Source organism: Couchioplanes caeruleus (genome assembly GCF_023499255.1).
In the GTDB taxonomy this organism is placed as follows: Bacteria; Actinomycetota; Actinomycetes; order Mycobacteriales; family Micromonosporaceae; genus Actinoplanes; species Actinoplanes caeruleus_A.
Genome location: NZ_CP092183.1, coordinates 2,443,940 through 2,464,460, shown reverse-complemented (window position 1 = coordinate 2,464,460; position 20,521 = coordinate 2,443,940). Strand labels below are relative to the sequence as shown.

The following is a 20,521-nucleotide window of genomic DNA, read 5'->3' as shown; positions in this document are numbered from 1 at the left end:
GCATAATTCCTGTTCACGGGCCATCTGTCACCGTATTTGCGGTTCGCCGCCGCGTCGCAACGGTGCGCTCCTGAGAACCCCATCCGCTGCGGATGACCCTCCGTGACACGTGCGCGCGCCGGGCTCGAGCACCCCAGTCTAGTCGACGGCCCCATACAGCGGCATCGGCCGACCCCGCGCCTGTCTCTGCACGCCGGAGCCCAGATCGCCTGACAGGGGACTGACGGGTCTCCGGCTGCAGATAATTTGTCGACCTCTGAGCACGCATGTGCCAGTTAGGGCTGGGCTTGCGGCGAGCAGTGGTCTACCGCCGGAATCGGTCACCACTACAGGCGGGTTGGAGTGATCGTCCGAACCGCTGAGTCTGTGATCGCTCGGCCGTCGCTATGGTGCGCCCATGCCGAAGGTAGCGAGCCCGACGACGCTGGTATGCAGCGCGGCGCTGCTATGTCTAGTTGCGGTCGCTGCCGGCGTCACCTTCGTCGTGCGGTCGAACCATCGGGGATCGGCCCATCATGCTGCGGCGGCTGATGATGGCTGTGTCAGTGAACGTGACCGGCATCGTGCGCAGATCCTGGCTGATCTGTCCTTCATGACGGTGCATCCGGCTCCCGCGAAGGTCGTCGAGCAGGGTGCGGGATGCAACCGCGTCAGCGGGCAAGTTTTCGCAAGCCGCGAATACCGCTGGGCGCAGATGGATACCCGGTATGTGATGACCTTTTACCAGAAATTGGCAGCAGACGATGGTTGGCGACCGTGGTCGGTGTCGGGCGGGCCGGCCGAGCTTGAGGTGGATGCGGCCAAGCAGAGCTTGAATACTGTCTTGTGTCTCAGCAAGCAGGTTGACGGAAACCGAGCGTTTATGGAGTTCTACCTCCAGGATTCGTCGGTGAACGGTCCTGAAGGCGACATCTATGACGTAGTAGCGTGGTGGCCCGGACCTCATGAACCGTCCGGCTGTTGAACCGCAAACGGATTTCCGACTATTCGCACTCCAGCGTTCTCCCCCGTCTGACAGTGATCTGCGTCGTCGACGTATCGAGCTCATTCGACAGGATGTGATTCCGCTATCCTGCCCAGGGCGCCGTGGCTTGGCGGCCCTGTGTGGCTGCACGCCCGCTCGGCGGAAGTCGAGTGCCCCTCGTCGGCATCAGCTATCCACAATTAGGTGGCAGGCCGAACGCGGCTTCGAAGGTGGTGGCGTTGACAGCACCCATCTCGAACCTGGGCGAGATCAGCGGCATGGGCAGTCGCCTCCACCATAGCCGTTCGGTCAGATCAGAGCGCCCCAGGCATGATCCGTTCAGTGGGCGGCGGTTCCTAGGCTGTGACCATGGAGGTGCAAGCACTGGTCGCAGCGGTGGCCGGTATAGCCCTTGTCGGCTGGGGTGCCCGCGTGCTCGTGACTGGTGACGCGCCTACGATCAAGGCCACCGGTCGAGGCTGGCGCAGCGTATTCGACGCCGCTGTATTCTGGTTTCTGCTAGGGCTGGCTTGCTTGGCCACCCCCTTCGCCTGGGTCGGGAATGCTGCTGGCTGGATGGGGTCTGATGCCAGCTTTTGGGTTCTGTGCGCTCCGGTTCCGCTCGCCGTCATCGCTATCACGCGGTTCAGGCCCCACAAAGGCCCGGATTTACGCGGACGATAGATGGAGGTCGGCAACTTCAGCCGCAGTCGGTGTGGAAGGATTGCGTTAATGAGTCTAGAGTTCGTCTTCGCCGAAGACGGTTGGGGACTCGGACCAATTTTGGAGCGCGTATTTTGCCCGCTTCTTCTGCTTGCAATTGTGTGGTATGCACTTCGCCGCGTCGTCTACCGGTGGAGGATTTGGCGTACGCGCGGCCGTCGATAGCAGTCAGCGTGACGTAACGCAATAATCGAAGGTGCTTCTTCCGTTCAATGCGCGCGATGGTTCCGCGTACGTCTGGCAGCGACGCGGACGCAACTAGGCGGAGGAGGGTTGGCGAGCCTGCCAACTGCTGCGGCCACGGAAACTCCGGGGTGACGAACCGGACATCTGGTCTTGCGCAGGCCGTGCCGAGCGCTGTCCGCGACGAGGGCATTGCTCGGCTCAGTGAGTGTTTGAGATGGGGTCAGATGCGGGTCAGGGCGCGGCGGGATTGGCGTCGTGATGGGTGTCCGCGGGTGATCCGGCGGAGCATGCCGTTGATGGCTGCCCAGCGGATGAGGGCTTCGGAGACGGCGGGGTCGCGTTCGTAGTCACGGGCCAGGCGGCGGTGGGCGGTGAGCCAGGCCAGAGTTCGTTCGACGACCCAGCGGCGCGGTTGCACCGCGAAGCCGCGCTGGTCAGCGGGTTTTCGCACGATCTCCACGGTGGTTCGCAGCCGGTCGGCGGCCCAGTCGACGAACCGGCCGGCGAACCCGGAATCGGCGAAGACGTGCCGGACCGGGCTGGTCAGATAGAGACCGAGCAGGGCGGTCTTGCCGCCGTCGCGGTCCTGCCACGAGGCGGCCAGGACGCAGGCGGTGATCAGCAGCCCGGCGGTGTCGGTGACGATGAACCGTTTCCTGCCGTTGATCTTCTTGCCGGCGTCGTAGCCACGCGAGTCGCGTCCGACGGTGTCGGCGCCCTTGACGCTCTGCGAGTCCAGCACCCCGGCCGAGGGCTCCGCAGCGCGGCCCTGCGCCACCCGGGCCTTGACCCGCAACACGGTCAGCAGGCTCTCCGTCACCCCGGCCTCCTCCCACCGGACGAAATACCAGTACACCGTCTGCCAAGGCGGCAGGTCCGCTGGCAGATACCGCCACGGACAGCCCGACCGCACCAGGTAGAGGATCGCGTTGACGATCTCGCGGCGTGGATGTTTCTCGGGCCGTCCGTCGCCGCTGGGCTCAGGAAGGAGGCCTTTGACGAGGTCCCACTGGGCGTCGGTCAGGTCGGACGGGTACCCACGGCGCGATGACACCGCGACACCCTGCCCGAGCCAGCCATCATGATCACGCCGCCACACCGTCTACATGAGAACTTCTCAAACACTCACTCAGGCGCGACCGTTTCTGGATGACCTGTATGGGGTGCGCCCGCTCGGATACGATTCGACCGGCGCAGGGAGGGCAATTTCGCCCCGCCGTTGCGCGGAGGGCGAACCAAGACTAAGAGTATGCGTCGCTTCAAGCGCTACATCTGCAGGCGTACCCTCGTCCTGCTTCCCGACTTAGGAGTCCGCCGTGGCCATCAGCAAGAATGCGACATCGTGGTACGGCGACAATGACGAAGACCTTGCGACCTACCTTCAGCAATTCCGGGCTGGTGGCTACCCCGTCACACGCGTCCGGCGCCTTAGCTGCACACTGTGCGGCAACGCGACGTTCCTCTCGCTCGTTGACGACGATCAAGGTGTGGCCGCAGTAGATTGCCTCGAGTGCGGCGCCAGAACTCTGGTAGCCGACAGTGCTGAGCACCTCGATGACGCCCAACTGGAAGGATGCGCCTGCCCCTGCGGTGGAGAGACCTTCACGGTCAGCGTCGGCTACGCCGTGACCTCAGACAACGAGGTGCGGTGGATCAGCGTGGGACTTCGCTGCCTGAATGACGGCGCGCTCGGCGTCTACACCGACTGGAAGATCGACTACACCCCGAGTGCGCGCCTGTGCCCACCCAGCTGATCGCTCAGCGTTCTCGAAGTAGCAGCACCCTTCAGTGAGGCGGGCGGCCTGTGCGAGCCCTCGCTGGTCCGACTCGGGTAAGCCGATAAGGGTCTGCTTCCCCCGGTCGACGTCGTCTATGCGAACGTCCCGGCAGCGGATCTCCCGAAGCGTCAAAAGGTATTGCGTTGTGCAAGGGTCGATGTGAGCGATTCGCCGGTCAGAGCGATCTGCGAATCCCTAGCATGGGTGACACGCCGGCCCGAGTCGCCGGCCAGTGGTTGCTCTGCTGAGTTCGTGCAGTCCCGCGACGGTGGGGAGCTCGAAGCGCAGCCACGTGACTGATCTCGTACTGGAAGAGCACCGGGAGTATCGGGGCTGGAGGGAACTCGAGTGCGGTGGTCACGAAGCTGGCTGACAGTCGCCGCGTTGCTCGCGTACGCGACCGTGGCCTGCGCCGAGCGCGATGCCGGACGGGATCTGCCGCGCTGGGAGTCCTGCCATCAGGCGAATCCATGGTCGGGTCCCCGGCAGCCCGGGACCGATGTCGAAGCAGACCTTCTGCCGCGACTGGATGTCGAGTTCGCTGCGGCCGCCGCTGTCGTTTGCAGCGCCGAGGTACAGAAACGGCCCGATGGCAGCCAGTGGGAGGTGGCGACCGAGGACAAGGCAGGTGACATCACGGCACTCGTGGCCGCACTGCACCTGCCCGATGTGCCGCGTCGTCAGGGCTTTTGTCAGCTCGATAATCCCGGCGTTCCGTGGTTCGTCTTACTCGATGCGTCCGGTCGCTGGGTACGGCCGGGCATTCCGCTCGATGACTGTGGCAAGTACCGGCATGAGGTCCGCACGGCGCTCGCCGCCCTGACCTTGACCCGGACGGCGTCGTGGCCGATTCAGCAGACCCTGTCCGCGCAGGCGGCGGGAGCCCGATGTGGGCAGCGCGCCGGCAACCCAGTGCAGACGTACGCACGAGTGGGAGGTTGGGCCGAGTCTGTCCGACCGCTTGTCGACGATGGCGCCCTGCTGCGGCTATGTGTCTACCGGGTACCCGTCGATCAGCGTGGAACCGACGAGCCGGTCGGGGATTTCCAATACGGCGGTTCGGTGGCCGCCAACCGTAGTGCCGCCATTGACGCCGCCGTACGTGATGCTCCCCGAGCTGATCCGGACTGCGCCGAACCGGTCAGCCGATTCGCGGTGCTGTACGCCAGGGGTAAGGAAGCCGTATTCGTCGAACTCGACGGCTGCCGCCGCGTATCCATCAACACGGTCAACGCCGCGCCGTCGCTGCAGCAAGGCACCGCGGCTCTGATGGCGCTACTGAACGATCCGAAGGACCACTAGTCATATGGCGCGGCGCGTCCGCAAGGAGTCGGCCGCAGGCGCCAGGGCTTCCCTGGATCAGGCCTGTCAGCACCAGGCGTCGCCGTCGTGGGAGCCGGTCAGGTCGATGCCGTAGAGGTCCTCAGCTTCCTCGATCACGCCCGGTATGTTGAGGTCGCTGGGAAAGTTCACGATCAGGTAGGCCGTGGTGCCGTCGACCTCCTTGACGAAGCAGGCTGCGGCCGCTGAGACGACCAGGCCAGCCGAGGGCACCGGGGTCGGGTTCCCTCCCTCCGGGTGCCACCCGTCAGCCGCGGCAGCGGCACGGTAGAACGACATGACGTCCTCCCGGCTCAACCCGGTTTGGTATCGCTGGCCGGCGTAGGCGAAGCCGTCGTCTGTGTCGCAGCCCGAGTACCGATCCTTCGGGGTCGCAGCGTCGGGATGCGCCGACATGATCGGCAGACCAGCCAGGACCGTCGCCAACCGTTCATCGCGGTTGGAGCAGCCGATGAGCGGCGTGAGAAGACCGGCACGCTCGTACCACCCGCAACAAGCCAGCACGCCTCCTACGACGGCGAGCCCGACAGCCCATCGAAGCCGAACGTAAGTCACTGTCGCACTCCCCGCGATGATTGCTGTTGCGTCGTGACGCTTGCCGACCTTCGAGTCGTGTTGACCAGAAAGGTGGTCTTCGATGCTGCCGAATCACGTCGCTCGGCGGCTTGACCCGACCCCAGCTGCCATACGACAGCGCCTTTCGCCCCCAACGGGTCGGTTGATCCTTCCACTCGGCCCATCTGTTCGGCTCGGTCACACCGTCACTCAAACGAGTGGCTGATGGTGCGACCCGAACTTGCTTAGTGAGTGTTTGAGATGGGGTCAGATGCGGGTCAGGGCGCGGCGGGATTGGCGTCGTGATGGGTGTCCGCGGGTGATCCGGCGGAGCATGCCGTTGATGGCTGCCCAGCGGATGAGGGCTTCGGAGACGGCGGGGTCGCGTTCGTAGTCACGGGCCAGGCGGCGGTGGGCGGTGAGCCAGGCCAGAGTTCGTTCGACGACCCAGCGGCGCGGTTGCACCGCGAAGCCGCGCTGGTCAGCGGGTTTTCGCACGATCTCCACGGTGGTTCGCAGCCGGTCGGCGGCCCAGTCGACGAACCGGCCGGCGAACCCGGAATCGGCGAAGACGTGCCGGACCGGGCTGGTCAGATAGAGACCGAGCAGGGCGGTCTTGCCGCCGTCGCGGTCCTGCCACGAGGCGGCCAGGACGCAGGCGGTGATCAGCAGCCCGGCGGTGTCGGTGACGATGAACCGTTTCCTGCCGTTGATCTTCTTGCCGGCGTCGTAGCCACGCGAGTCGCGTCCGACGGTGTCGGCGCCCTTGACGCTCTGCGAGTCCAGCACCCCGGCCGAGGGCTCCGCAGCGCGGCCCTGCGCCACCCGGGCCTTGACCCGCAACACGGTCAGCAGGCTCTCCGTCACCCCGGCCTCCTCCCACCGGACGAAATACCAGTACACCGTCTGCCAAGGCGGCAGGTCCGCTGGCAGATACCGCCACGGACAGCCCGACCGCACCAGGTAGAGGATCGCGTTGACGATCTCGCGGCGTGGATGTTTCTCGGGCCGTCCGTCGCCGCTGGGCTCAGGAAGGAGGCCTTTGACGAGGTCCCACTGGGCGTCGGTCAGGTCGGACGGGTACCCACGGCGCGATGACACCGCGACACCCTGCCCGAGCCAGCCATCATGATCACGCCGCCACACCGTCTACATGAGAACTTCTCAAACACTCAGTGAGTGTTTGAGATGGGGTCAGATGCGGGTCAGGGCGCGGCGGGATTGGCGTCGTGATGGGTGTCCGCGGGTGATCCGGCGGAGCATGCCGTTGATGGCTGCCCAGCGGATGAGGGCTTCGGAGACGGCGGGGTCGCGTTCGTAGTCACGGGCCAGGCGGCGGTGGGCGGTGAGCCAGGCCAGAGTTCGTTCGACGACCCAGCGGCGCGGTTGCACCGCGAAGCCGCGCTGGTCAGCGGGTTTTCGCACGATCTCCACGGTGGTTCGCAGCCGGTCGGCGGCCCAGTCGACGAACCGGCCGGCGAACCCGGAATCGGCGAAGACGTGCCGGACCGGGCTGGTCAGATAGAGACCGAGCAGGGCGGTCTTGCCGCCGTCGCGGTCCTGCCACGAGGCGGCCAGGACGCAGGCGGTGATCAGCAGCCCGGCGGTGTCGGTGACGATGAACCGTTTCCTGCCGTTGATCTTCTTGCCGGCGTCGTAGCCACGCGAGTCGCGTCCGACGGTGTCGGCGCCCTTGACGCTCTGCGAGTCCAGCACCCCGGCCGAGGGCTCCGCAGCGCGGCCCTGCGCCACCCGGGCCTTGACCCGCAACACGGTCAGCAGGCTCTCCGTCACCCCGGCCTCCTCCCACCGGACGAAATACCAGTACACCGTCTGCCAAGGCGGCAGGTCCGCTGGCAGATACCGCCACGGACAGCCCGACCGCACCAGGTAGAGGATCGCGTTGACGATCTCGCGGCGTGGATGTTTCTCGGGCCGTCCGTCGCCGCTGGGCTCAGGAAGGAGGCCTTTGACGAGGTCCCACTGGGCGTCGGTCAGGTCGGACGGGTACCCACGGCGCGATGACACCGCGACACCCTGCCCGAGCCAGCCATCATGATCACGCCGCCACACCGTCTACATGAGAACTTCTCAAACACTCACTCACTTAGAGGCTGTGCTCGAGCCCAGCGGAATCCGACAGCCCACCAGTCGAATTTGTGGGCGGCGGATACGCAGCCGACACCTAAAATGTTCGTACAATGCCCGACATGACCTTCTGGTTCGACGTGTCGTCGCCAACCATGCTGACAGGCGTCGACCAGCAGCTCTTTAGGCGGCAGGCGAAAGTGGACTGGGCCAGCTACGGGCGCATGATCGAGGCCTCTAATCATGTATCGCCGCGCGTCAGTCGCTGTTTCGCCGGCTCGGCGTGGCTCAGACGCCGGTTTCCCGCCCGCAGCCATGTGACGCTGTTCTTCGTCCTGTCCGACGACACGTCGGTCAGCGTGACGTACCTGACGACCATCAGCACACCAGATGACGATGACAGCCCCCAGGGCATCTACTGGGTCCTGAATCTGCCGACGGCGTGGTTGGCCGAACCCGGCGACGGGCTCCTCGGGCTGCGACTGTTCGAAGCAGTGCTGGACGCCCTGCGTGTGATCGGTGAGCACTACGGCATCGGCATGCCGGCCGCTGCCGGGTCCGGCGCCGACCGCGGCGACGTATGGGATCCATTCGGCCCGCCGCCGCGGCCGTCCTACGCCGACATCAACACCGCCTTGGAGCGTCTCACCGCGTCCCTTCCCCCGGAGCAGCTCCTGCTCGTGGCGAAGGAACCCGTCACGGCGACTGTCGCCCGGCAGTGCCGCATCGTGCGCGAAGCGCTCGGCACGGTCATCAACGAGCTCACCCTTACCGGACCGAACACCAAGGGAACGGCATGGACCATCCAAACCACATCCTGAGGTTCGGAACGGACACCGCCGGCCTGACCGCCACAGGGGCGAAGAAGCTGCGAACCGCGGTGAGCACCGTCGAGCACCGCTTGACGCTGTGGCGGCCTTACCTCACCGCGGCGACGACGCACCCGCTGCACATCGCCGTCACCACAACAGACAGCCCGGGCTCCGAGACCGAGCCAACGCTCAGCTCGCACCTCGACGCCGAACAGGGAACCCTGCATGTGCAGGTACCGCTCAGCGTGCTGCACGAACCGCCCAGCCGGGTCGCCGCTCACATCATCAGCATCATCGTCCCGGCGCTCGTGACCCATGCAGAACATCAACCCCACCCAGAGCGGCCCGTCTTGTGGGTCCACAGCAAAGAGTGGCGGCCACCAACTGTCGACCCGGATCCAGGCATCAACCTCGAGGACGTCATGGACGGTGATGTCCTGCTGATCGCCCGTCACGACGGCACCAAGACCGACGCCGAGGCCCGCGAACGCACCCTCGGCGACTACCTCTGCGAACGACTGGAAAACCCAGGAATCGCCGCGATCGACAGCACCTTCACGACCGAAACCGCAGTCGCATGGACCATGGAAATGCTGTAGCCGGACGTCTGGGCTGTGTCCAGGAGAAGTGACACCAGCGGCTCGTGGTTTGACTCCGCTGACCGGGTTCGATCGTCGATCAATTTCCGCGAGTATTGACCGCACTCCGTCTGGTGGGGCCAACCGGTACCGAAACGAACCTGGGGGAAGATCACAGAGTGAACATGCTGTGGCGCGATGTCTTCGTCCCAGACCACGTGGTAGCCAGCGACGGATTCACTGCCGAGGTCGGCGGCACGGTCGAAATGCCCCTATCGTTGTTCTGCCGGTTCCGCACCCGAGTCAGCAACGATGACGACCGTCGGCCATCGGTTACCTCAACGCCCGGTGATTACCTGCACACTGATGACCTCAGCGTCTACGACCTCGTCGGTCAGGCTGCGGCAATGAAAAGCACCCTCTGGGACACCGGATGGATGCTCGACGTCAACGGGCTCGGAATCTATGTCTTCGAGGCGGACGCCGGGCCGTCACCCGGCCTCCCGACGTTCAGGGTGTACCGGGAACCCGGCTCGGATCCCGCTGCACCGATTCCCGAGCCGGGTACGTGGACGCGCGTGCGTGGCCAGCTGAGCGTCGCCGAACCGTACGAGACCGAGGCCTTCGAATCTCAGGCGGATCTGCTTCGCCGCGCCGTACGAACATGGCATGTCCGCCGGGTCATCCGCCTGGACAGCAAACTCGGCAAAGGCCACCTCAAGCAGGTGCGGGCTCAGGACGTTGCGGTCATCCAGTACCCCGACCTCCGCTACGACGACGCTTGGACCACCGACGGCTACCTCCTCGACCTGGAACGAGTTGATCGCGAATGACCAAACAGGTCACCGCGGCTGATGTCACCGACCGCGACGCCGCCCGTAGCCTGCTGCCATGCCTGCACAACAGCAACCCAGAGCTGACGCTGATGTGGGCCGACAACGGCTACACCGGCCTGGCCGAATGGGCCCGCAACGAACTCGATCTCACCCTCAAGGTCGTGAAGAAGCCATCGAACCAGGTCGGGTTCAAGGTGCTGCCGCGCAGGTGGATCGTGGAACGCTCGCTGTCCTGGCAGATACGCGCCCGCCGCAGCTCCCGCGACTACGAACGCCTGCCCGAGCACTCGGAAGCGCACATCACCTGGGCCAACATCACCCTCATGACGCGGCGACTCGCACGCACCAAGAAGCGGCAAGCCGTGCTGCCGGATTTCCTGGTTGCCTGATCATCGGCCGATGCCGCATCTCGAACGCTTTCGCCGAGACGATCAGGTCGGAGGCCAAGTCCACCGCGGATCCGCCTTCGACTGCGGCTGAGCCTTCAAGGCCATGGAGACACCGGCGACGAACAACACCGGCACCAAGACCCAAAACAGGATGAAGTCCTCTCGCCCGTCGTTGGCCAACACCACTGTCAGCCCGATTGCCGCCGCGACAAGACCGACCGACCAGCCGGCGTAGAAGCGCCGGGAGTGCGGACGAGGCGGGGGCTCATCGGTGGCGGTCACACCGGGGTTCTGCGAGATCCATTGCTGTGCTACCTCCGCCGGGACCTCGGGGATGCGCAGATCACCGAATCGAGTTCGGTAAGGGATCTGTCGGGGCAGCCCACGGCGCACCAACAACCACACGAGCTGGTCTGCCCCGGCTACCACGACCGCGGTGAGCCGAATGGACGGTGTCACGTCAACGAGAACGGCGGCTAGCCACGCGACCAGCGTGACAAGGCCCGTCAGCAGGGACCACGGCGCGAGCTGGACGTAGCGTCGGGTTCTCTTCGCAGTTCGCGGATCCAGCGGAAGCCGCTGGGAGGGCCGTCGCTGGAAGGCCCACCGGCCCACCGGCACCTCGACCCACTCGAGGTCGGCCGCGCCATCGGTGACAGCCAACGGTGGAATGTCAAGACCGGCTACCAGGTCCGCGGGGATGACAAGATCGGTTCGCTTGATAATCGCCGGTCCCCGTCCTGTTAACCCAATGATCTTCGAACTATCCCAGTCGCCGACAGCGCGCACACCATGCCTTTGGCGGACGGCCAACCGGCCAACCAGATGGACATGACGGCGCCGCGCTCACGCCCGGGTCATGGCTTGCCGGCGTGCGGAAAGGCGTCACCGTGACGGCGATCCGAACGCCGGGTACACACTCTCACGGGCTCGTATTGGCGCTAGCTGCGGAAACAGGTTGAGAGACAGCCACTGAGTCGCATCTGTCGCGCACCTCTCAAACTCGTCGTCGACAGGAGACTGCTCGGGTCCCGCCTCGCCTGCCAAGATCGCGAGAAGGAACGAGCCGTCCGGAGCGTGAGACGTGGCCGTTTGGCCACGGCGGTGCGACAACCGCCTAGCTTGGTCCTCAGCCGTGCAGCCGACAAACATTTCGGCTGCACGTTGCCACGGAGCGGCGCGACTCGGCACGTCGGGTAACGCCGTACCGTCCGAGCATGCATGGACGGATGGTCTGCCGGGCCCGAGCCGTAGCCGGACGGCCCAGTCATCACGTACCCGCTCGTGCTCAGGCGCGGCGTGGTGCAAGCTCGGAGTGCTTGCCTGCCGTCCTCGACCCAGCCCTGAGCGAGGCTGGCTGATGCGCAGGCTGCGGTGGGTCACGGTGTCGCCGCAGACGGGGCCACGTGACCGTCCCTGGGCCGACGACCTGGACGAAGACGCCGTCGGCCGCAGCGCTCGAGGTGTCTGCGAACGGTACAGCGAGGCCCTACGTCAGGCCGACCTGTCGTCTCGGTACAGCGAGCTGCAGCTGTTGTGCCGCGTCGATGATCAGTGCCGCGATGTGCTCGTGACGGTGTATAGCGATGGCATGGGCGAGTCCGAAGTGGCGGTCGCCCTGATGCCATTGGGTGTGGCAAAGCTGCCGGCCGCGGTGCGGGCGCGGCTGGTGCTCGAGGTGGTCCATGGCGCTGCCCTGCGGCTGGGCCGCGAGCGGGGATGGGACCCCGCCGCGCTGCAGTCCGCGTACGAGCACACCGTCGCCGCGGGTTTGCGGTACCGGTGGCAGAGTCCACCGAAGGCAAGCCCTGACCGGCGGCACAGCGCGCAGGGAACCTTCTGGTTGGGTGACGACGGGAACGGCCTGGCGGTAGTGAAGCTGCGCCGCCGCGCCGACGGAGTCATCGTCGCGGTATCCGAGCCTGCGCCGGCGTACAACACCTCGAGTAGCTTTACCCGTAGCGCGCAGACACTGCGCTGGGTGAGCAATGAACGCGTCGAAATGATCGCCTCGGCCGCCCTGCCGATCGGTACGGCCCGAACCATGCTGGTGGCCGACGCGCGAGACGCAATTACCGTGGCGATCGGCGACGGCGATGCCGACAGAAGCCCTGCCAACCGCTGCGGGGCGGACGACGTGGACGAGGCAGCCGTCCTCCAAGCCACGCCCCGCGTCAGCGTCATCGCAGACAACGAGACCGGCTCCCGCATCGACGTGGTCGGCGGCAGTATCGATGCCGGGGTGCCGGATGCCTACTGGACTACGCTGCACCACTACTTGGAGCAGCTGACATCGCCAGCCTGGCAGCAGTGGTGGTCGAGCGCACCGGAACGCGTGCTCGAAATCTGGTACGACACCGTCGTCACCACGTCAACAGTGAGCGTCCGCCGCTTCACCGAAGGGCTGCGGGTGAAGATCCGCCGCCCCGCATCCACCTTCTCCACCGCGCCGGCCCATCCCGCTGTCCTGGCCCGCCAGGATATCGACGCCATGCTGAGCGCCGTCCGCCGCCGGACTGGATTGCCCCTACCCCCACCCCTGAAGCCACCGCCATGACGACGAAGTCGCCGCCGCGCGTTCGGGCTACACCGAGAGCGGCGACCAATCTCCCGCGCAACACGGCGGCTACGGACCAGAGGATCACGCTGCGCGACGGATACTGCGCAACCAACCGGCGGAGTGCTTCACAAGCAGCCCGGTTCGCGCCTTCGCGCACTGCCAACTGTGTGGACCATACGTGGCAGAATAAGAACCGCATCTTCCCTGTTCACGGCCCGTCCGTGGTGGTCGCAGCCGTGCGTCAGCGCGTCGCGTCGGCGACAGATTGAGCCTCCGGACTGAACCGAGCACGCAACGTGACGTCGCCTCTCAGCGCCCCCCGATTGACTCTGGGGAGTCCCGCCCGGATCGAAGATCCCGGCCGGGACTCGAACCAGGCTGGACCGGATGTGGCACAACCCGAACCGCATACCTGTAGCTCAGGGGCCAATCGTCGTGGTTTCACCGGTAGGTCGGCGGCTGGCCTAGCCCAACGGCGGGAAACGTCACGCCAAGGCTCCGGTCGCGCCGCGCGACTTGTGGTCAGGGACGTGCCCTGGTCATCGCCTCTCTCGCTAGGCGATGACCAGGCACGCAAGGTGAATCGTTCAGATCACCGAGGGTGCAAGTTTCCTGGTCCGCCGTTTGAAGGGCGCGACGCCGCCTTCGAGATGGTAGAGGGCCAGCTTGTTCATGTCGTGGCGTTCCAGCGATCCGCTGGCTTCCACCTTGCCGCGGTTGGCGTCCGAGGTGAGCGTAATGATCATTTCGGCGTCGGCCGAGACGACGAGTCCGGGGCTGCGGGTTGCGAAGATGTATTGACGACTGCCGCGAAGGGAGCGGAGGCGGTCGACGAGGTGTTCTTCGATCCAGGGCGCGTGCAGGGCGTCCTCGGGCTGGTCGATGATCAGCGGTTCGGCACCGTCGGCCATTGCGATGATGAGGATCGCGGTGCACTTCTCGCCGTGAGCCAGCTGTTCGATCGGCTCGTAGGCGGTGCCCTTTTTGCGAAATTCTACCGAGAGTGTGTCGTGCAGGTCGATCGTCTGCAATGCAAGCATGTCACTGACGAGGTTTTTGTCAGTGACGCAGTCGAACAACTTCTCTATGTGCTTCTCCTCGATACCGGTCGCCTTGGCGACCAAGTCCGGGGTGGCGTCGAGGAAGGACCTGGTGAGTTTGATCGGCATCGACGCCTCGCTGAGAAGTTGTAGCGTCTCTGCACGTAGGTGTGATCCGCGCGCGACAGCCACCAGCTTCTTATGGTAGTCGGCGCGGTCCTTCTCCTGTTCGAGCTTGATGCGGACGACGCCGGCCATGTGCCGGTTGAGTTCCTTGATGCGCGCCTTGCGCCGGTCCCGACGTTCGCGTCGGACGCGGACAAGCTCGGTGAGCAGTTCGTCGCGAATGGTGAGCGCTTGCACAAGCGTCGGGAGGACGACCTGATCTTTGCGGATGGCTGCATCGTCGAGGGCCGCCTTGACGCTTTGCAGGTCGCTCAGGCTCTTTTTCAAGGCTGGCAGCCCGCGGCCTTCTGTGTCGATCTTCGCGAGATGCTCGGCGAACCGGGCATCGAATTGGGCGTTTCGTTCCCTCCACTCGGTAGCGACGGTAGACAAGCTGGTGCGGGCCTTCTCGTAGGCCGCTTGGAGGATCGCGTTGGCCCGGTCAACCTCTGAATGCAGCACCTCGTACACCGCAGTCGCACGGGCGTACAAGTCTTGGTTCGACGGGTTGTCGGCCGAGTGCTTGAACGCCGCTGGCTTCTCTACGGTCGGTGTCTCGGCCATTGCGGCCGCTTGGTCGACCTTGCCGAGCCGAGTCTTCTCTTTGCTCCATCGTTCCTGTTGCTGAATGATGTCGTCGCTAAAGAATCCGGCCAGTTCCGTCAGCCGTGCTGCGGTCTGGGGCAGGGTGGCCAGCTGGCCGTCGATGGACGCAACTTCAGCGCGCAGGCCGTTGATCGACTCACCGTTCTTCTTGAGTTGGCCGAGGATCCGGTTCTCCTCCGCGGTGAACTCGGTGAGGTCGAGCGAGGCGTCGATCAGCGCCATCCGGCTGACGGGCTTGCGGGCATATTCGATGACCTCTCCCTGCGAAAAGGCTCGTATGCCGATCAGGCCGTCCTCCAGGGCGACGGCACCTTCGGTGGCATCGACAACTTCGGGCGCGGGTGAGCGCGTTCCGCCGAACGCTCGGCGGATGGTGTAGCGGGCTTCGCCGCGTTGGATGATGAGCTCGACGGTCGCGTTGACGCCGAGGGCCTTGGCAAGCCGGGAATCGACTTCCTCCCTGATGTGCGGGAAGTCCGTACCGACGGCCTGCTGATCAAGAGCGAATCGAATGATCTCCAGCAGCAATGACTTGCCGGCACCGGTCCCACCGAGCAAGCAGTTCAGGTCGGCGGAGAAGGGGAAGGTGTGCCCGTCCAGGAAGCCGCCGGTAATCTTCACTGACTGGATCGTCGGGTGGATCGGGACAGCAGGAGACTCAAGCCGGACACGCAGCTGAGGATCCTCCAGTGCGTGGCGTAGTCCGGTGAGGTCGGGCCGGGACGCCTTGATCCAGGTACGCCGCGAACCGATTCCTCCCAGGACGTGGCAACTGTGCCCGGACAGCGTGGTGTCGGAACTGCGCACGCAAGCGAGTTCACGCTCGCCATCAATCATGTTCCGTATGCTCGCGGCGGTCGGTAGATCGGCGATCTCGACGGCCGCCAAAGCAGGCTCAAGCAGGACGGTCTTCACGTGCGCGCGCACTGCATGGCGCAGCAGCCCCTTCTCCCGGTCGACGTGAGCCGCGATCGCAATTCCGCCAGAGGCGGCGATGATCTGAGCCGTTTCGGCGAAGCCCTTGGAAGCGCAGATGTCGAGGCGGCCGCGCTGCTCGTAGCCGATGTCGAGCCGGGTTAGGACCTCATCAATCCGTACTGCAGGCGTGCCGCGCTCCCAGATGCCAAGGAGATGTCCGTCCTTGGTGCTGATCTCGACACCCGGCAGGACGACAAGTCTGCGGCCTTCGGCGGCGCGCTGGACCTGCTCACACCAAGCCGTGGTGTTGTGATCCGTGATGGCGATCGCATCGAGGCCTGCCGCGATCGCGGCCGTGACGACCTCTTCCGGCGTCGTCGCCCCGTACTTGTCTAGCTGCTCCTGCACGTCCAACGACGCCGGCGTGTGAACGTGAAGATCGACAGCCCAGAATGAGGCAGGACCGTTGCCGACCAAGGTTGAACTGCTGCTTTCCGGCACTGAAGCCGCCCTTCGATGGACGGCCGACGTCAACACCACGGCATCGACAGGCTGCCATCTCCGGACCGTCGCGGGGGTTCTCTTGGCACCCGCCCACGCGTACCGTTAATGTTCAGGCTGACATGCCCGGGCGGAGCTGCAACTCCACCCGGACCGTGGCGTTCATGACGAAGGCCATGTTGGTCAACACATAAGACGGCGCGGCGGGACCTGCTCCTGCCGCGCCGTTCTGTGCGTGCCGAAGCGGAGCCCCCTCGCTCCGCTGATCACCTTAACCCCGGCCCTCACGCTATGCAACCGAGCTTCGATCTCCTCCGGAGGAAGACTGAGTCAAAATTTGTCTGGGGGACAAATCCACTGCTGGAAGTCGGGATCATCGTCCGGACGGACAAACGCGTCCAGCTACGTCTATGATGTGATCATGGTTTCCAATGCAGACAGTAATGAGGGTGATGCGGCAGCGTCACGCCCCCAACGCGTCGGCGGAGGCAGCGACAGGTGGTCAGCCCACGTGACGGCGGGCGTCGGTAGTCAGATTCGGATCTGGCGTCGCCGGAGAAAGTTGACTACTCAGAAACTTTCGGACCTGACCGCCGCCCTCGGCCAGCGAGTGCCCCCAACGGTTCTGACAAATCTCGAACACCGGCGGCGCGACTACATCAGCATTGCGGAAATCATGTTGGTTTCTGCGGCTCTAAATATTCCTCCGGTCCTCCTCATAGCACCTATTGGACAAGTCGAAGAGATCGACATCCTGCCGTCCATCAGCATCTCGCCTTGGCGGGCTCGTGGATGGCTGATGGGTGCGCTGCCGCTAAGGTCAACAGACTTTGACTTAGCCGACTGGAACGACTCGACTACAGCAATCAAGCTCTACGACTCCCACCGCCTACTGTCCCGGAGCTTTCAAGAAACCGCTCGCCGCCTAAAAGAGCTTGATGACGACAAAATGGATGTCTTCCCGGGGAGGCAGTGGCCAGAAGAATCATTATCCCAGCGAACAGCTTTTCGCAGTGCGCTGCTCAGCCAGTTGGCCACATACCTTGAACATCTACGCACGCTTCGCCGACGGATCGAAGAAATTGGTCTCGTGCCTCCCGAGCTGCCGGCAGATATAGAAACCGAGTTGAGTGGACCTCTACACGAACGCCACACCGACTTCTGACTTACATGTCGGGCGAGGTGGGCAGAGATCGACCACTATCGCTGCTTTTTTCAATGACGTGCTGCCTACGCTATCGGCTAGCAACAACTCCGAAGACCCACCAAGCGCGCTTGCTGAGCTTGCGCATCGTGCACCACGGGGTCTTGGAGTTGGCCCAGGCGCTTGGCTGGGATCCGGTCGTGCTCACCGGCGCGTTGCACCACGTCGAGGCGAGGGGACTCCGCTACTGGTCGGAAGGCCCGTGGAAGTCGGCGCCGGATCGACGACACCGGGCGCGCGCGGTGGCCAGCATCTCTGACGACGGGCTCGGCCACGTCCACGTTGAGGTTGTCACCGCTACCAGCGGGCTGGTTATTCGCAGCGAGGACTTTGATGCCGCCTACGACGGTGATGGCCTGGTACGGGCGTGCAAGAAGCTGCGCTGAGATGGGACGACTTGGGTCACCATGGATCCGTACGGCATTACGTGGACTGACGAGCATCGGAAGGCCGTCATCGACCTTAACGGTGGACACGCCGGAGTACCGCACAGCGCTCCCCGTTGACGTCGATCGGCCAGAATGACGGCGCAGATACCAAAGAGCGAGCAGCACGGCGAGCCCGCCGCGTCATCCGCTCCCAAGCATGAGCACGCCGATCGGTACGGCGAGAACACACAGCAGCACGACGGCGATCACCGCTAGACAACCCCGGCGAACGCGGACCACCACGGCGACATGCAGCTGGTCGCTCAGTCGTGGTCGCGGGAGCAGGAGTCGGCCTTTCAGAACACTCGGTACGGCGAGCGCTTCCTCGACACCGCCTGTTGCGTTAATCGTGCTGAAGCTCTGCAGTCCGGCCATACGCGGTGAGGAAATCACTGGCCCCGAGCACGGGGTCGCAGTTGGTTACCTGATGTCGGCCCGTCCCAGGCTGTTCACACCGCCCAGGGGGTCGGACTACATGATTGTTGTTGGCCTCGTCCTGGTCGTAGTACTGCCGACGCTCTTTTTCGCCCTGCACTGGTACGCATGGCGGCGTCTCGTGCACGACACGACCACGCCCGGCTCGGTGATGCGCCGTGCCGGCACCGTCGTGTTCGTGACCGGGCCGTTGCTGTTGCTGCTCGCGCTGCCGCACGACCTGCCCGGTGTTCCATTCCGCGGCGAAGCAGTGGTGGACTGGCCGGGCTTCATGTGGCTTGCTCTGTTCCTCTACCTGCTCCCAGCACTGTTCGTGGGAGAGGTGCTGCGCCCGTTACTACACCGGATACCAGGCCGACGTCGAGGCGCACAGAACGAACTGGTACCGGCACCGCCTTCTGCCGAAGGCGGCGAACCTGTCGAGGCGACTGAATCCAGTGGAAGCGTCACGCCGGGGCTGGCGCTGCTGTCGCGCCGTGTGTTCGTCTCCCGCGTGGTCGGTAGTGCTGCCACCGCCGTGGCAGTGGCAACCGTGGGCTACGGCACGTACGGCGTGCTGCGCGGCCCTCGGGTCAAGCGGATCACCGTGCCGTTGGCGAAGCTGCCGCGCACCGCGCACGGGTTCCGCATCGCGGTGGTCAGCGACATGCACCTCGGCCCGCTGCTCGGCCGCGACTTCGCCCAACGCGTCGTCGACACCATCAACAGCACCCAGCCCGATCTGATCGCGATCGTGGGTGACCTGGTCGACGGTAGCGTCAAGGATCTCAGCCCGGCCGTGGCGCCGCTGGCTCAACTCCGTGCCCGGCACGGCAGCTTCTTCGTGACCGGCAACCACGAATACCTCTACGACGCCCAACGCTGGATCACCGCGGTCCGTGACCTCGGTGTGCACCCGCTGGAGAACACCCGCGTGGAGTTGCCCGGCTTCGACCTGGCCGGTGTAAACGACGTGCAAGGCGCACGGCACGAGCAAGGTCCGGACTTCGCCCACGCGCTGGGCGACCGGGACCGCGCCCGCACCGCCGTTCTACTGGCGCACCAACCTGTGGTGATCGACGAAGCCGTCGAGTACGGCGTGAACCTGCAACTGTCCGGCCACACTCACGGCGGTCAGCTCTGGCCCGGCCCGTATGTCGCCAAGCTCGTCATGCCCACCGTGGCAGGGTTGCACCGCTACGGCGGCACTCAGCTGTACGTCAGCCGCGGCGCCGGAGCTTGGGGACCCCCGGTGCGGGTAGGCGCCCCATCCGACATCACCGTCATAGAACTGGCCTCACGGCAAACTTGAGCCCGGCGGCCCACCGCGTTGGGCCATTCCGCGGTTGAGGCTTCCCCACTTCTGGATCTCTTGGGCCGACGAGCAATTTGATCACCGCTCATGGTTTTCACGCGGTGCGTTGCCGCATGGGAAGCTATCCGGTCAGAAACGTGATCGGGTTCGCCGCCGCTCTCGCCGGTGTCGCCGACCCGATCGGTCACCGGAACCCCAGTCAGCAGAACCGCATCATCATCACCGTGTGGCTTCTAGCGGCCTACGGTCTGCCCCTGCTCGCCCGCTCACTCGCCCAGGCCGGTAGTCACGGCATCAGCTCCACATCACGCCTGACCGGCGACGGAAACGCCATCAGGCTCGAGCCGGCCGCATGCTTCTCCCCGCGTCGTCGCGAAGGTCCCCGGGTCAGCAGCCGGACGGTTCGCGTGGTCTGGGCCACCACGCTACTACGTCATACACGTCGCCTAACGGCCCGTGCACCGAAGAATCCTGAAAATAGAGCTCCATGAACGCCGGGCTTGCGCCCACCTGCTTGGTGAAGCACAAGAAAGCACCTAGGCCTTGGGCAGCCGGATCCACCTTGTCCCCGGTCGTGCCCGGCCCGCTCGACACCGGCCATGGCTGCCATCCGTCGTGCGCCGCAAGACCCTGGTAGAAGGTGATCACACGCCGGGCATCCAGGCTGGCCCAGCGATACTCACGGCTGGCAAAGACCTGCCCACTGGCGGGATCGCAGCCGGCGCCATGCTCGACGACTTCCGCCTGATCCGGATGCGCCGCCAGAAACGAAAGACGATCGAGGACCTGCGCACGCTGCCGGTCACGTTCATTACCGCAGCCGTCCGCAGCCGACGGCGCCTCTTCCACCGAGCCGCGATGATCGGAACAACCACGAAGGTGGCTGCGGCAGCGACCGCCACCACACATAGCAACCCAGCGCCACGCTCCAGCGTCGCAGGGCTCGCTACCTTCGCCATGGCGGCCACCATAGCCGCGGCCAAGAGCCGGTCGGCTCAGCGGTTCGGGCGATCATCGGCGACGGCGCCGGTCACCTTCGAGTGAGATGCACCCTCGGCCAGACAGGGACGTACAAGGTTCGCGCCGCGGAGCTCGTTGCGCCAAGATGGTCGGATGCGGC

18 protein-coding genes are annotated in these 20,521 nt (G+C 65.1%); 11 read left to right on the top strand and 7 right to left on the bottom strand.

Translation table 11 applies throughout. From position 1 onward, the window contains the following. Positions 1 to 397 precede the first annotated feature (397 nt). Positions 398 to 964 (top strand): hypothetical protein, encoded by a 567-nt coding sequence (locus COUCH_RS11610; protein ID WP_249612081.1) that lies wholly within the window; start codon positions 398 to 400, stop codon positions 962 to 964. Positions 965 to 2,093: 1,129 nt separating this feature from the next. On the opposite strand, the gene COUCH_RS11605 is transcribed toward COUCH_RS11610, so the two are convergent. Beyond that, positions 2,094 to 2,927 carry an IS5 family transposase gene (locus COUCH_RS11605; protein WP_249607867.1) on the bottom strand — a complete coding sequence of 278 codons (834 nt, stop codon included), beginning with the start codon at positions 2,925 to 2,927 and terminating at the stop codon, positions 2,094 to 2,096. A 262-nt stretch (positions 2,928 to 3,189) separates the two neighbouring features. Between COUCH_RS11605 and COUCH_RS11600 the strand changes: the two genes are divergently transcribed. Continuing rightward, a complete protein-coding gene (locus COUCH_RS11600; RefSeq protein WP_249612080.1) occupies positions 3,190 to 3,627 on the top strand; it encodes a hypothetical protein in 438 nt (145 codons plus the stop codon). Positions 3,628 to 4,035: 408 nt separating this feature from the next. Next, positions 4,036 to 4,953, top strand: coding sequence for a hypothetical protein (locus tag COUCH_RS11595; RefSeq protein WP_249612079.1), 918 nt, complete (start codon positions 4,036 to 4,038; stop codon positions 4,951 to 4,953). A gap of 66 nt (positions 4,954 to 5,019) precedes the next feature. Here COUCH_RS11595 and COUCH_RS11590 read toward each other — a convergent pair whose 3' ends face one another. The 3 genes from COUCH_RS11590 to COUCH_RS11580 all read right to left on the bottom strand — a co-directional run bounded on the left by COUCH_RS11590 (position 5,020) and on the right by COUCH_RS11580 (position 7,575). Beyond that, the gene (locus tag COUCH_RS11590; protein ID WP_249612078.1) at positions 5,020 to 5,547 is read right to left on the bottom strand and encodes a hypothetical protein; all 528 of its coding nucleotides are present in this window, start codon (positions 5,545 to 5,547) and stop codon (positions 5,020 to 5,022) included. 267 nt (positions 5,548 to 5,814) lie between these two features. Further along, positions 5,815 to 6,648, bottom strand: coding sequence for an IS5 family transposase (locus COUCH_RS11585; RefSeq protein WP_249607867.1), 834 nt, complete (start codon positions 6,646 to 6,648; stop codon positions 5,815 to 5,817). A gap of 93 nt (positions 6,649 to 6,741) precedes the next feature. Continuing rightward, positions 6,742 to 7,575, bottom strand: coding sequence for an IS5 family transposase (locus COUCH_RS11580; RefSeq protein ID WP_249607867.1), 834 nt, complete (start codon positions 7,573 to 7,575; stop codon positions 6,742 to 6,744). Positions 7,576 to 7,757: 182 nt separating this feature from the next. Here COUCH_RS11580 and COUCH_RS11575 point away from each other — a divergent pair, with 182 nt between their 5' ends. The 4 genes from COUCH_RS11575 (at position 7,758) to COUCH_RS11560 (ending at position 10,250) form a co-directional block, all read left to right on the top strand. Then, the gene (locus COUCH_RS11575; protein ID WP_249612077.1) at positions 7,758 to 8,456 is read left to right on the top strand and encodes a hypothetical protein; all 699 of its coding nucleotides are present in this window, start codon (positions 7,758 to 7,760) and stop codon (positions 8,454 to 8,456) included. Then, positions 8,432 to 9,046, top strand: coding sequence for a hypothetical protein (locus tag COUCH_RS11570; protein ID WP_249612076.1), 615 nt, complete (start codon positions 8,432 to 8,434; stop codon positions 9,044 to 9,046). The genes COUCH_RS11575 and COUCH_RS11570 overlap by 25 nt, the downstream gene beginning before the upstream one ends. A 158-nt stretch (positions 9,047 to 9,204) precedes the next feature. Continuing rightward, positions 9,205 to 9,858, top strand: coding sequence for a hypothetical protein (locus tag COUCH_RS11565; RefSeq protein WP_249612075.1), 654 nt, complete (start codon positions 9,205 to 9,207; stop codon positions 9,856 to 9,858). Next, on the top strand, positions 9,855 to 10,250 hold the full coding sequence (locus COUCH_RS11560; RefSeq protein ID WP_249612074.1) for a transposase: 396 nt from the start codon (positions 9,855 to 9,857) through the stop codon (positions 10,248 to 10,250). The genes COUCH_RS11565 and COUCH_RS11560 overlap by 4 nt, the downstream gene beginning before the upstream one ends. Before the next feature lie 42 nt (positions 10,251 to 10,292). Here the strand turns inward: COUCH_RS11560 and COUCH_RS11555 are convergent, their stop codons facing one another. Continuing rightward, the gene (locus COUCH_RS11555) at positions 10,293 to 10,913 is read right to left on the bottom strand and encodes a hypothetical protein (protein ID WP_249612073.1); all 621 of its coding nucleotides are present in this window, start codon (positions 10,911 to 10,913) and stop codon (positions 10,293 to 10,295) included. A gap of 697 nt (positions 10,914 to 11,610) precedes the next feature. Here COUCH_RS11555 and COUCH_RS11550 point away from each other — a divergent pair. Continuing rightward, entirely contained in the window at positions 11,611 to 12,807 is a 1,197-nt protein-coding gene (locus COUCH_RS11550) for a hypothetical protein (RefSeq protein ID WP_249612072.1), read from the top strand. Positions 12,808 to 13,397: 590 nt separating this feature from the next. Here the strand turns inward: COUCH_RS11550 and COUCH_RS11545 are convergent. After that, positions 13,398 to 16,040, bottom strand: a complete 2,643-nt coding sequence (locus tag COUCH_RS11545; RefSeq protein WP_275980095.1) for a TrlF family AAA-like ATPase — start codon at positions 16,038 to 16,040, stop codon at positions 13,398 to 13,400. 421 nt (positions 16,041 to 16,461) lie between these two features. On the opposite strand from COUCH_RS11545, the gene COUCH_RS11540 reads away from it, so the two are divergent. The 3 genes from COUCH_RS11540 to COUCH_RS11530 all read left to right on the top strand — a co-directional run bounded on the left by COUCH_RS11540 (position 16,462) and on the right by COUCH_RS11530 (position 19,398). Further along, positions 16,462 to 17,205, top strand: coding sequence for a hypothetical protein (locus tag COUCH_RS11540; protein WP_249612071.1), 744 nt, complete (start codon positions 16,462 to 16,464; stop codon positions 17,203 to 17,205). A gap of 110 nt (positions 17,206 to 17,315) precedes the next feature. Beyond that, positions 17,316 to 17,630 carry a hypothetical protein gene (locus COUCH_RS11535; protein WP_249612070.1) on the top strand — a complete coding sequence of 105 codons (315 nt, stop codon included), beginning with the start codon at positions 17,316 to 17,318 and terminating at the stop codon, positions 17,628 to 17,630. 517 nt (positions 17,631 to 18,147) lie between these two features. Beyond that, on the top strand, positions 18,148 to 19,398 hold the full coding sequence (locus tag COUCH_RS11530; protein WP_249612069.1) for a metallophosphoesterase: 1,251 nt from the start codon (positions 18,148 to 18,150) through the stop codon (positions 19,396 to 19,398). A 390-nt stretch (positions 19,399 to 19,788) separates the two neighbouring features. Here the strand turns inward: COUCH_RS11530 and COUCH_RS11525 are convergent, their stop codons facing one another. Further along, on the bottom strand, positions 19,789 to 20,250 hold the full coding sequence (locus COUCH_RS11525) for a hypothetical protein (protein WP_249612068.1): 462 nt from the start codon (positions 20,248 to 20,250) through the stop codon (positions 19,789 to 19,791). Between the last annotated feature and the right edge of the window lie 271 nt (positions 20,251 to 20,521).